The sequence below is a fragment of the Thiorhodococcus mannitoliphagus genome, from assembly GCF_010915725.1.
Taxonomy (GTDB): domain Bacteria; phylum Pseudomonadota; class Gammaproteobacteria; order Chromatiales; family Chromatiaceae; genus Thiorhodococcus; species Thiorhodococcus mannitoliphagus.
This window is the reverse complement of the sequence record NZ_JAAIJR010000146.1, coordinates 1-12205: the sequence shown is the minus strand read 5'-3', so window position 1 is coordinate 12205 and position 12205 is coordinate 1. Positions and strand designations below refer to the sequence as shown.

Genomic DNA, 12205 nt, shown 5'->3' with positions numbered 1-12205 from the left:
CCCCGGGGGGACGGTTGATGCTCGTCTATAACGCACCGCCCGCTTGGCCTGCGCCCGACCTGACAGGATCGGCTCTCTCCCAAAATTGAAGTTTCTCGGGGCTCTGTGTCGGATTCAGGGCCACACCCTTCACCTCGTGTCACTCATTTATCTGACCGTCCGGCTTGCGCCGTCCGATCATGACACTTCCGAGCGGCTGACTAAGCCTCACTCGGGAGAGCTTCCCGCTTGCGCGGTTCTCTCACAGTCGGCAACCATTGCCAGGTCACCCAGGTCTTCCCTTTTGCCTTTCTTGAGCTAGACTTGAGAACATGGCTAGGCCCCTTCGTCTCGAATTTGCAGGCGCGCTGTACCATGTGACCAGTCGCGGAGACGGGCGCGAGGCGATTTTCCTCGCCGATGGGGATCGGCGCCTGTTTCTGGATGTGCTGGCTGGCGTTTGGGACCGCTTCAATTGGACGGTGCACGCCTACTGTCTGATGACCAACCACTACCATGTGTTGGTGGAGACCCCGGACGCGAACCTTTCCAAGGGCATGCGGCAGCTGAATGGCGTCTATACGCAGCGCTTTAACCGCACACACGGCCGCTCGGGCCATGTGTTTCAAGGACGCTGCAAGGCGATCCTAGCGCAAAAGGAGGCGTATCTGCTGGAGTTGGCGCGCTACGTCGTGCTCAATCCGGTGCGGGCGCGGATGGTGCGTTCCGCAGCCGATTGGCCCTGGAGCAGCTACCGGGCCATGATCGGCGCGGAACCGGCACCGGAGTGGTTGGAGACCCGAACCCTCATCGGGGTCTTCGGCGAGACGGAGCCGGATGCCGTCGCACATTAGGCGCGCTTCGTCGCTGAAGGGAAGGGCCAGCCGGCCCCCTGGGAGCAACTGAAAAACCAAGTGTTCCTCGGCTCGGACAGCTTCGTGGCGTCGCTGCGGCGACAGTTGCCGAAGAACCGCGACCTCCGCGAGGTGCCGCAGTCAAAGCAGCAGCCTCCACCCAAGCCGCTACCCGAGTACGTCCGTGACTACCCGCGGCGCAACGAGGCCATCGTCGCCGCTTATCGCAGCGGGGGCTATACGCTGCAGGACATTGGGGGACTTCTTCGGCATCCACTATTCGCGCGTGAGCAAGATCCTTCAAGCAGCGGATGTCACGCAGCGAGAGGCTATAGGGTAGACCTTGCGGCCTTGAGATCAAGGGCGAAAGGGAAGGCATGCCCCCCGCCGAGCTTCCGACCTTTCCGCAATTGGGCGGCCCGGTTCAGGCATTCGCCGAGGTAGAGAGTATTGAATCCGGCCGCGCGATCTATTCCGCGCGGCCGACGTTGATGATGGGAGATCCTGCTTTATCTCATCACCGCCCGCGCATTGACTGCCTGGACCGGACGGTTATTGGGATGGTGCATGGTGTGTTCGAATTCCTCGATTTGCGACTTGGAGACAGTGACCGGATCCTTCATGACCAACCAGAGGACCCCCTCCGAACAAGGCGGTGTGGTGAGTGATCCGTTGAAACGATAGTAACGGCGTTTAAGCGGCAGAATACCCTCGGCCGCGACACTGGGCGTCAAGGCGTTTTTCTCGCCCACCTGCGTGGGCATCTTCGACCATGCTTGCGCAATGGACTGATTTTCTTTCCCTTCCTCGAACATCACCGCGATGACCGCCAGGTTTCCGTCATTGTCCGCGTGAACGAGATGCGCCTCCATGGGATAAGACTTGCCATTGATCAGATTCTCGCTCGGGGCGTGGAAATGGTACTGCTTGAGTTCGTAGGTATGACCGTCGAGTGAGAACTTGCTCCCCGGAGCACTATTGATCTGGATGGCATGTCCGTTGTTGAGGATCTCGTTTCCAGCCGCTTGATAGTCGATTGCAAGCGGCTTCAAATCGGCCTTGATGAAATTGGCCAGATCGATCGGCGATTGATTTTTTCCCGAGGAACAAATGGCGAATTCGGGGCTGATTTCACTCCAGCGCTCAGGCCCTTCATTACCCGAATATCCCCAATGCATGGCCTGTTTCGTCGTGTGCGCGCATCCAGAGAGGAGTAGCACGGCAGCCAAACCTGCAAATTTCTTCATCATGGGTCTCTCGGTTGAGTTGAGGAAACTGGGCTGTGAAGATGATCGAAAGCCTTGCGAATAATTAACGCGAACAATAAAAGCAAGCAATACTAAAATCACGTCCAGGGCGATAAAGGTCGTTTCTTGGCTCTCTAACTTTGCGTCACGACGGGGGCACTAAAGCCTGTCGTCTCGCGCGAGACTATGTCATCGTTTGAACCCCGTCAAGCTATGAGGAAAATGGATGCCCAATGGGTTTCAAGCGCTGCCGTTCCGCTGGTGATGCCTCCATTCACCGTCGAGTCGATCCCTCGCCGACGGAACTCGTGCAGGGCGACAACCTTACTCAGCCTGAGTAGGGCGCAATTGCGATAGCGTATTGCGCCGCATTAGCTCGAGCGGCGGTGAGGACGGGGCGCGGTGGAGGTGGATTTTCCAGCAGTTTCAGCAAATGCACGACATCGCGGCGGGACAGTTGCAGGCGTTGCTCGCGCTCGATGACGGATGGGCTTCCTTGAACGCGGCCTGCATGAGGAATTGATCAGGCAAGTCTGTGACGCCGAGCGGTGACCGAAGCTCGCAAGCTTGCGAATCCTGGCCTTGATCATCGTTCGGTCCAGCTGCTGGCCATCCCTGTGTAGTCAGGGCTTCCAGCCCTGATTCTGTCAGGCCAAGATGGCCTGACTACAGCGGTCCCGCTAACTTCAAAACACTCTTATTATCAGTCACTTGGAAATGATGTTTTCGTAGGCTCTTAGGATGAATATAATTTAAAATCAATGGTTTATTTGTTTTCTGAGTGGGAATAGCTGGCCTGACAACGCATTCGTTGGCCGACTTGGGCGAAGGGATGATCGAGGCCCGAATCCTGACCGCAAGGCCAATCACCAGCTCACGACGCCCAGTCACGGACACCAAGGGCGCGGAGAAAAACAAAGACTTCCTCCACGGGGACGCTTCACACTGAAGGTGAGCCCTGGTGCCGAGACGACATTGAGATCCTTTGCACGCCTGGCGGTTCAGCTCAACGCTTCAGGATAAAGAGTCTTGCGGAACGCGCCTAAAGGCTCTTCGGTCGGGTCATCGACAGGAGCTGGGCGCTTCCCGGCGCGAGGATCTTCCAGTCGTTGGGCATCTCGAGGCGCGCGACTGTGGCGGTCGGCAGCAGCTTTCCGTCTCGCGGGATTTCGATGTCCTCGCCGACGAGGTGGCAGAGTAGGTTCTCGAGCCCAGGATTGTGCCCGACGAGCAGGACGGTCGCGGCAGCCTCTGGGCAGCGACCCAGAACCTCTAGCAGCTCGGCGACACTGGCCTCGTAGATGGCATCGTCCCAGACGATATCCTTCTTGCTGAAGTCCAGGCGTTTGCACACCTTGGTCGCGGTCTGACGCGCACGCTCGGCCGGCGAGCTGACGACGTGATCGGGCACCAAGCCTTCGCGATAGAGCCAGCTGCCCACCTTGGGCGCGTCGCTCTTGCCTCGCTTGGCGAGTGGGCGCTCAAAGTCCGTCGCAGCGTCCGAGTCCCAATCCGATTTGGCGTGACGGAGCAGCAGCAGCTCTCTGGGCATATGGAAGAAGGGATCAGCGTAGCTCAAACCGCGTTGCGAACCTGCTGGTGCAGTCATGGCAGGTTTTTAACATATTCGTCATTTTGGCGTAACCTCAGCGGGTTTCGGCCAGCAGGCGCTCGATCATCCCTTGCGATTGACTCAAATAGCCACCGCCAAACAAATTGAGGTGGTTGAGGACATGATAGAGGTTGTAGAGGATCCTGCGAGTCGCGTAGCCCGCATCGAGCGGCCAGGCTTCCCGATAGGCGGCATAGAAATCGCCACCAAAGCCACCGAAGAGTTCGGTCATGGCGATGTCGGTCTCTCGATCCCCATGGTAGACCGCCGGATCGAAGATCACCGGCTCCCCGTCGCGGGTCGAGCCAATATTCCCACCCCAAAGATCGCCGTGGAGAATCGAGGCCGCTGGCTCGTGACCGATGAGCACGTCTAGCTGAGCCATAAGACGCTCGCCCGACGTCTGCAAGCGTCCGCCATAGCCGTTGGCGGCGGCAATTTCGAGCTGCCGCCCCAAACGATGGTCCCGCCAGAAGCGAACCCAGTCGGTAGTTCGGGTATTGCGCTGCGGCGTTGAGCCAATGGTGTTGTCGCGCTGCCAACCGAATGTCTTTGCGGTGGCCAGATGCAGCTCCGCCAACTGACGCCCGGCGCGCACGCCGTCCAGACGGCCGCCGAGATCGAGCAGTTCCATCACCAGAAAGCTCTGCCCCCCGGCGCACCCGGTACAGAGCGGCTGGGGGACGCGAATCGCCCCGGGCTCGGCCAGCGCTTCCAGACCGGCGGCCTCCGCCTCGAACATATCCAGCCGCTCAGTCGCGTTGAGCTTGACGAAGTAGGACTGGCTGCCGTCGCCGAGCACGGCTGCGGTATTGATGCAGCCCCCGCCAACCGCCCGGTTAGAGCGAACCTCAAAGCGCGTGCCTGTCGCCTTGCTGATCGCCTGAGCGATTGCGGACCACTGTGTCACTGCGACACCCTGCGGCCGATGCGACGATGCAGGGGACTCGTGCGTGGAAAGTGAGCACGCAGGAACTGCATCTGATCCGCGAGGACGTTGCGCCCCATCAGATAAATGTACTCAGCGTGCGTGGGCGTGAAGGGCACCGCCAGTAGCTCCATGCCGGCATCCTCAGGAGAACGGCCAGCCTTGAAGTTATTGCAACGCACACACGAAGTGACCACGTTCCGCCAGAGATCCTCGCCACCCTTGCTCGTCGGGCGGACATGATCCCTGGACAGCTGCCGGGGCGAGAAGCGCTGGCCGCAATACATGCACATGTGGTCGTCCCGCTGGAAGAGGGTGCGGTTCGACAAGGGCGGAGCATAGTTGCCCTGGAGCTTGTTGAGTGCGTGATGGATGCCGTAAGTGGCAATAATGGAGTGAATTCCAAGCTGGCTCTGCGCGCGGGTAACGGCATTGAAGCCGCCGCGCAAGAGAAACAGCCTGTCGCCACAAGAGTAGGCAACCTGCCCTAGGAAGTAGAGCCGGGCAGCAACACGGTAGTCGATCCATTCCAGGGGCATACCTGCCAAATCCGTTCGCAGTACCTGTTGATTGAGTGGCAACATAGAGGGATGCAGCTCGGAATTTGCGAGAATCATACAGGCTTACTCAGGCGCAAGGGAGCTAGACCAGGGTGCTTAAAGACGCATCAGCGGCATCGGAGACATGACGCCGAGCGGGGCAAGACGCCGAACTGCCGTCGCCGACAGTAGAGACATCCGCCACGGCAAGCGCCTCACTCGACCACATCATTCACAGCCTTCAGGCTTGGTAAACAGCCCTTCGGAATTTGTCAACTCCAGAGCGGACTGAAACAGCCAAAAGAACGCAAGCCATTGTTTCTTAGAGCCTTGAAACCAAGTGGTCAGCATTTAGCCAGAACAGCACGAGACCGCGAACGGCGCGCCTCCGAGCCCCTTACTCAACGACTATCCCCAGAGTTATCCACAGAAATTGTGAACAATTGATCACGATTCAAGACGAGGCCACCAACTCCGCCCTGATGCTCGACCAGAGATCCGCGAAGGATGGCATCGCAATGGCCGGAGGACAGCCTAGGCGTCAATGATCATCTACCGCATTGCGGTCGACGCTCCGCTCGCCGCGCTCTTCGATTATTTGCCCCCGGCCGAGGCCAGCGACGCACCGCCGCTACCAGGTTCCCGCGTGCTCGTCCTCTTCGGACACCGGCAAGAAGTCGGGATCTTGATCCAGATCGTCGACGAAACCGACCAAGACACGACCAAGCTCAAGGCCGTCGAGCGTCTGCTCGACCCCGGCCCGCTGCTCAGCGCCCAAGACCTGCAGTTCATCCGCTGGGCCGCCGACTACTACCAGCAGCCGCTCGGGGAGGCGCTCTTCACGGCGCTGCCCGCGCGGCTGCGCAAGGCCTCACCCCTGCTCGACGACCGTGAGCCAGGCGCTCGACCAACGGCGCTTGGTCGCGCAACGCAGCTCGAGGATCTCAACCGCGCGCCCAAGCAGCGGGCGATGCTCGCGCTCCTGCAGACAGCGCCTGACGGACTCTCACTGACGCAGCTCAGGGACCGCCTCGGGGATTGCAGCCCGACCCTGCGCGCCCTGCGCACCAAAGGCATGGTCGCCGACTGCAACCTGGAGCGAGGCGAGCGCGCAGCAAAGGACATACTGCCATCGCAACAGCCGCCCTACCCCCTGACCGAGGAGCAGTCTCAGGCCAATTCCTCTGTTCTGGCCGCCTTCGGCCGCTTTCAAGCCTTTCTGCTCGACGGCATTACCGGAAGCGGGAAGACCGAGGTCTATATCCGGCTCATCCAGGAACTGATCGAGCAAGGCAGGCAGGCGCTGGTCCTGGTGCCGGAGATTGGCCTGACGCCCCAGCTGCGCGAGCGTTTCAGCCGCCGCATCCCTGGCCCCATCGCCGTCTTGCACTCCGCCCGCAGCGCCACCGAGCGTGAGCGCGATTGGCACCGGGCCGCCCGGGGCGAGGCGACCCTACTGCTCGGGACCCGCTCCGCGATCTTCGCCCCCCTGCCTCGCCTCGGTCTCATCGTGGTCGATGAGGAGCACGACCCCTCGCTGAAGCAGCAAGAGGGCTTTCGCTACTCGGCACGCGATCTGGCGGTCCGGCGCGCACAGCTCGTCGGCTGCCCGGTGGTTCTCGGCACCGCGACCCCGTCGCTGGAGACCCTGCACAACGCACGTCTCGGACGCTATACCTGGCTGCGCCTGACGCACCGCACCGGACAGGCCCGCCCACCCAGGATCTCCCTGCTCGATATCCGTCGCCAGCCCCTGCGCGCGGGTCTATCGAAGGTGCTCCGCACACACATGCAGGCGGAGATCAGCGCCGGCAATCAGGTGCTGCTATTCCTCAACAGACGCGGTTACGCCCCCGTCTTCACCTGCCACAGCTGCGGCTGGGTCGGCGGCTGCCGCCACTGTGACGCCCGCCTCACACTGCACCTCGCCCAGAAGCGGCTGTGGTGCCACCATTGCGACTGGTCGCAGCCGCTGCCGACCCGTTGTCCTGAGTGCCAAGGACTGGACCTGAGGATGCTCGGCCAGGGGACCGAGCGACTCGAGGACGAGCTGCGCCCACTCTTTCCCGGCGTCACCATGGCCCGGATCGACCGTGACAGCACCCGCCGCAAGGGTGAGCTGGCGCGCCTCTTCGACGCCGCTCAGAAGGGCGAGATCCAGATCCTGCTCGGGACTCAGATGCTCGCCAAGGGGCACGACTTTCCTGGCGTGACCCTGGTCGGCATCCTCGACCTAGACCAGTCGCTCTACGCCAGCGACTTCCGCGCCCCCGAGCGCACCGCGCAGCTCATGGTCCAGGTCGCGGGACGCGCGGGACGCGCCGACCGACCGGGCCGCGTCGTCATTCAGACCCGACATCCAGAGCACCCGCTGCTGCAGTCCCTGCTGCAAGAGGGATACGGCGGCTTCGCGGCCCTCGAACTCACGGAGCGCCGCGCGGCCGAGCTACCGCCCTTTGCTCATCTCGCCCTTGCGCGCGCCGACGCGCCCGAGGAAGCGCCGGCGCTAGACTTCCTGCGTCAGGCGCGTGAGCTTGGCGAAGCCTTGGGCGAGCCCCGCGTCCAGTTGCTCGGCCCGGTTCCGGCCCCGATGCAGCGCCGCGCCGGACGCCACCGCGCGCAACTCCTGCTGCAAAGCCAAGACCGCCCGCTGCTGCAGCGCTTCCTCCAACAGTGGACCAGCGCCTTGCGGCAGCTTCCGAGACGGCGCGGCCTGCGCTGGTCGCTGGACGTCGACCCCCAGGACATGCTCTAACCATCCGGCGCGGGTTCAGGTATCCTTGTGCTCGCCCTCCGCCGTCCAGTTATTGGGGCGAGGCGATACTCACGACTTCAAACATTCAACTCGTTGCGAACTCTCCCGAGAGCGCCGGCCACCGCAGTGCGTCGATGCGCGCCGCGAGCCGAATCTCGCGCGAGTCGGCAAGCCGTCAGCCTGCATGAAGCAAGACATCAAAGATCTCATCTCCGCCGCGCTTTCCGCGCTCGTCAGCAACGGCCAGCTCGCGCTTGCCGAACTCCCAGAGCCCCAGCTGGAGCGCACCAAGGACGCCTCGCACGGCGACTTCGCGACCAACATCGCCATGATGCTGGCCAAGCAGGCCCGCACCAAGCCGCGTGACCTGGCACAGCGCATCCTGGACGCCCTGCCCGCCTCGCCGCTGATCGCCAAGGCCGAGATCGCTGGCCCTGGGTTCATCAACTTCTTCCTGGCCGAAGACGCCTACCGCGCCGTCGTCCCGCGCATCATGGACGCCGGTCACGGCTATGGCCGCAGCACCATGGGCGCGGGCAAGCGGGTCCAGGTCGAGTTCGTCTCGGCCAACCCGACCGGCCCGCTCCATGTCGGGCACGGGCGCGGCGCCGCCTATGGCGCCGTGGTTGCCGACCTGCTCGCCGCCGTGGGTTTCGACGTGCATCGCGAGTACTACGTCAACGATGCCGGCCGCCAGATGGACATCCTTGGGACCTCCGTCTGGCTGAGGTACCTGGAGCTGTGCGGCGAGGCTCTGCGCTTCCCAAGCAACGGCTACAAGGGCGACTACGTCTGGGACATCGCCGCCACCCTGCACCGCGAGCACGGCGACGCCTATCGCGTCGCGGCCGAGCAGGTCTTCGCCGGGATCCCGCCCGACATCCCGCAGGAAGGCGAGCCCCAGGAGGAGAACGGCGGCGACAAGGAGGCCCACATCGACGGGCTCATCGCCGCGGCCAAGCGCCTGCTCGGCGACAACCGCTACCGCTATGTCTTCGAGCTGGGCCTAAACACCATCCTCGACGACATCCGTGCCGACCTCTCGGAATTCGGTGTCGACTATCAAGAGTGGTACTCGGAGCGCTCGCTCACCGAGAGCGGCGCGGTCAACAAGGCCATCGAGCGGCTGCGCGAGTCCGGCCATGTCTACGAGCGCAACGGCGCGCTCTGGTTCCGCTCCACGGACTTCGGCGACGAGAAGGATCGGGTGGTGGTGCGCGACAACGGCCAGACCACCTACTTCGCCTCGGACATTGCCTATCACATGGATAAGCTCGAGCGCGGCTTCGACCGCGTCATCGACATCTGGGGCGCCGACCATCACGGCTATATCCCACGCGTGAAGGCGGCACTGAAGGCGCTGGGCGACGAGACCGATCGCTTGGATGTCCTCCTAGTGCAGTTCGCCATCCTCTATCGCGGTGGCGAAAAGGCGCAGATGTCCACGCGCTCGGGCGAATTCGTCACCCTGCGCCAGCTGCGCCAGGAGGTCGGACGCGACGCCGCCCGCTTCTTCTATGTGATGCGCCGCTGCGAGCAGCACCTCGACTTCGACCTCGATCTCGCCAAGTCCCAGTCCTCGGACAACCCGGTCTACTACGTCCAATACGCCCACGCTCGGGTCTGCAGCGTGCTGCGCCAGGCGGCTGACCGCGGCATGGTGGTTGACCCCAGCCCAGGCACGACACACTTAGATCGGCTGACCGAGGAGCACGAGCAGGCCCTGCTGCGCACCCTGACCCGTTACCCCGAAAGCGTCGAATCCGCCGCGCTCAAGGAAGAGCCGCACCAGCTCACCCACTATCTGCGCGAGCTGGCCAATGAGCTTCACACCTACTACAACGCCCATCAGTTCCTGGTCGAGGATAGCGACCTGCGCGACGCCCGGATCAAGCTGATCCTGGCGGTACGCCAGGTGCTGCGCAACGGCCTGGGGCTGCTCGGCGTGTCAGCACCGGAGAGCATGTGAGATGCCAAGGGACTATCGCCGCCCCAGCCAATCGCAGCCAACGAAGCGCAAGCAAAACAAGTCCTGCGTCTGGTGGCTGATCGTCGGCGTTGCACTGGGTGTCGTCATCACCAAGATCCTGGCACCGAGCCAGGACGCCACCGAATCGGCACCCGAAGCAGCCGAAGCCAAGAGCGATCAAAGTACGCGGCCGAAGCCAAACTTCACCTTCGAGAAAGTCCTGACCGAGGCCGAGGACGACGACGGCAAGGCCCCGCCGCTGCCCCCTCCGGCGCCACGTCCTCAACCGCCCGAGCAAAAGCAAGAGCAAGCGCAGCCAGCCACGCCCACGCCGGCGCAAACGACAGCCATCACGCCCGAGCCAGAGACCAAGCCGCGCAGTGGCACCTATGTCGTGCAGGTCGGCTCTTTCAGCCGCGCGGCCGATGCCGAGCGGCTCAAGGCACAGCTCGCCTTGCTTGGCATCTCCACCAACGTCCAAGCGGCGACGCTCTCGAGCGGCCGGGTCACTCACCGGGTCCGCACGGGGGGCTTCGCGAGCAGGCAGGAGGCCAAGAAGATCCAGGACCTGCTCAAGCGCAACGGCAAAGATAGCCTCGCCATTCCGATCAAATAAGGCGATTGACAGAAATCGCCTAAGAAAGCGTCCATCAACAACTTCCCCCCTTTCACAAAGGGGAGCTGGGGGGGATTTCGGGCGGCATCGCTCGCATCGGGAAACAATTGATGGACACGCTCTAAGCCAAGCACGACGTGCCGCCGCTGTATTGCGGCCGCACGTCGGCTCACCCCTTGACTGTCAGCACCTGCTTCAAGGTGTGCACCACCTCGACCAGGTCGCCCTGGTTGGCCATGACCGCGTCGATGTCCTTGTAGGCGGCCGGGATCTCATCGATCACCCCCTTGTCCTTGCGGCACTCGACGCCTTGGGTCTGGGCCTCCAGATCCTTGCGGGTGAAGCGACGGGTCGCTTCACCTCGGCTCATGCGCCGTCCTGCCCCATGTGAGCAGGAGCAGAAGGACATGGGATTGCCCAGCCCGCGCACGATGTAGGACTTGGCCCCCATGCTCCCTGGGATGATCCCCAGGTCGCCCTCGCGGGCCCGAATCGCACCCTTGCGGGTGAGATAGACGTCCTTGCCGAAGTGGTGCTCGCGCGCCACGTAGTTGTGGTGGCAGTTGATCGCCTCGCTCGTCACCTCGAAGGGCGGAAGCTGATCGCGCAGTGCCTCGATGATGAGGCGCATCATCTGACGGCGGTTCTCCATCGCATAATCCTGGGCCCAGCCGACGGCCTCGACATAGTCGTCGAAGTGCTTGCTGCCCTCCGGCAGATAGGCCAGGTTCTGATCCGGCAACTGGATCTTCCACTGCTCCATCTCGCGCTTGGCCAGCTCGATGAAGTGCATCCCGATGCGATTACCGATCCCGCGCGATCCGGAGTGGAGCATGATCCAAACTTGCTGGGCTTCGTCGAGACAGACCTCGATGAAGTGGTTTCCGCCACCCAGGCTTCCGAGCTGGCTCTGCCAGCGTGCGTTGATCTTGGGATGCTTCTCCAGGATCGGTTTGAGTCCCGGCGCCACGCGCTTCAGGCCCGCTTCGCACCAGGCGTCGTTGGCGTGCCCGTCGAACCCGACTGGCACGGCCGCCTCGATCCCCGCGCGCACCTTCACCAACGAGTCCGGCAGCTGGTCCGCGCGCAGCGAGAGCCGCAGCGCATTCATGCCGCAGCCGATGTCAACGCCGACCGCGGCCGGGATGATGGCCCCAAGGGTCGGAATCACCGACCCGATGGTCGCCCCCATTCCCCAATGGACGTCCGGCATGGCCGCCACGTGTGAGTGGATGAAGGGCAGCTGAGAGACGTTCTCGAGCTGTTTGATGGCGTTCTCGGCCACGTCATCCGTATAGATCTTGACCGGCACACGGCCCTTGGTGATGACTCGCTTGATCGGCATGGTCTTCTTCCTGCCAGTAACTTTTCGGGCAATGCTTCAGTCGCATCGACTTGCCGCTGAGCCGGAGCCTGGGAGCAAGCCCCTCTGCTTACCGCTGCTTTCGCCGTCTATCTCTTCCCGTTTCCCCGGAATCCTGACCCTGAAAGGCGTCGATTCCAGCCTCGATCGCCTTGCGGCGCCCCGCCCGCATGCTCGAGGCAGAGCGCTCATGCGGCCCGCCCTTGCGTAGCAGCGGGGACCGGGCGACCGGATTGCGCGGCTTGCTCATCTCCATCTACCTCGTTGTTGGACGAAGCCGCTGCGCGGAGAAAGTCCATGCGGCGGCGTGGCGCTTAGAATGTAACCTCATGCCCTCGGTTAC

9 protein-coding genes and 1 pseudogene are annotated in these 12205 nt (G+C 62.8%); 4 read left to right on the top strand and 6 right to left on the bottom strand.

All coding sequences use genetic code 11. The features are described from left to right. The first annotated feature begins 311 nt into the window (after nucleotides 1–311). Nucleotides 312–1173, top strand: a pseudogene (locus G3480_RS22270) (transposase). A 169-nt stretch (nucleotides 1174–1342) separates the two neighbouring features. On the opposite strand, the gene G3480_RS22265 reads toward G3480_RS22270, so the two are convergent. The 5 genes from G3480_RS22265 to G3480_RS22245 all read right to left on the bottom strand — a co-directional run bounded on the left by G3480_RS22265 (nucleotide 1343) and on the right by G3480_RS22245 (nucleotide 5204). Beyond that, nucleotides 1343–2083, bottom strand: a complete 741-nt coding sequence (locus G3480_RS22265) for a carbonic anhydrase (protein WP_240905981.1) — start codon at nucleotides 2081–2083, stop codon at nucleotides 1343–1345. 325 nt (nucleotides 2084–2408) lie between these two features. Beyond that, a complete protein-coding gene (locus G3480_RS22260) occupies nucleotides 2409–2519 on the bottom strand; it encodes a hypothetical protein (protein WP_338114202.1) in 111 nt (36 codons plus the stop codon). Nucleotides 2520–3122: 603 nt separating this feature from the next. Continuing rightward, nucleotides 3123–3632, bottom strand: a complete 510-nt coding sequence (locus G3480_RS22255) for a SixA phosphatase family protein (RefSeq protein WP_164656206.1) — start codon at nucleotides 3630–3632, stop codon at nucleotides 3123–3125. 94 nt (nucleotides 3633–3726) lie between these two features. Continuing rightward, complete coding sequence (locus tag G3480_RS22250) at nucleotides 3727–4602, bottom strand: fructosamine kinase family protein (RefSeq protein WP_164656203.1); 876 nt, start codon at nucleotides 4600–4602, stop codon at nucleotides 3727–3729. After that, nucleotides 4599–5204 carry an HNH endonuclease gene (locus tag G3480_RS22245; RefSeq protein ID WP_164656205.1) on the bottom strand — a complete coding sequence of 202 codons (606 nt, stop codon included), beginning with the start codon at nucleotides 5202–5204 and terminating at the stop codon, nucleotides 4599–4601. The genes G3480_RS22250 and G3480_RS22245 overlap by 4 nt, the downstream gene beginning before the upstream one ends. Before the next feature lie 499 nt (nucleotides 5205–5703). Here G3480_RS22245 and G3480_RS22240 point away from each other — a divergent pair, with 499 nt between their 5' ends. The 3 genes from G3480_RS22240 to G3480_RS22230 all read left to right on the top strand — a co-directional run bounded on the left by G3480_RS22240 (nucleotide 5704) and on the right by G3480_RS22230 (nucleotide 10499). Then, on the top strand, nucleotides 5704–7914 hold the full coding sequence (locus G3480_RS22240) for a primosomal protein N' (RefSeq protein WP_164656201.1): 2211 nt from the start codon (nucleotides 5704–5706) through the stop codon (nucleotides 7912–7914). A 184-nt stretch (nucleotides 7915–8098) separates the two neighbouring features. Beyond that, nucleotides 8099–9883 (top strand): arginine--tRNA ligase, encoded by a 1785-nt coding sequence (gene argS / locus G3480_RS22235; protein ID WP_164656199.1) that lies wholly within the window; start codon nucleotides 8099–8101, stop codon nucleotides 9881–9883. Between the two features lies 1 nt (nucleotide 9884). After that, nucleotides 9885–10499: an SPOR domain-containing protein gene (locus G3480_RS22230; protein WP_164656197.1), complete on the top strand. Its 615-nt coding sequence runs from the start codon at nucleotides 9885–9887 to the stop codon at nucleotides 10497–10499. A gap of 169 nt (nucleotides 10500–10668) precedes the next feature. Here the strand turns inward: G3480_RS22230 and G3480_RS22225 are convergent, their stop codons facing one another. After that, on the bottom strand, nucleotides 10669–11844 hold the full coding sequence (locus tag G3480_RS22225) for an RtcB family protein (RefSeq protein WP_164656195.1): 1176 nt from the start codon (nucleotides 11842–11844) through the stop codon (nucleotides 10669–10671). Between the last annotated feature and the right edge of the window lie 361 nt (nucleotides 11845–12205).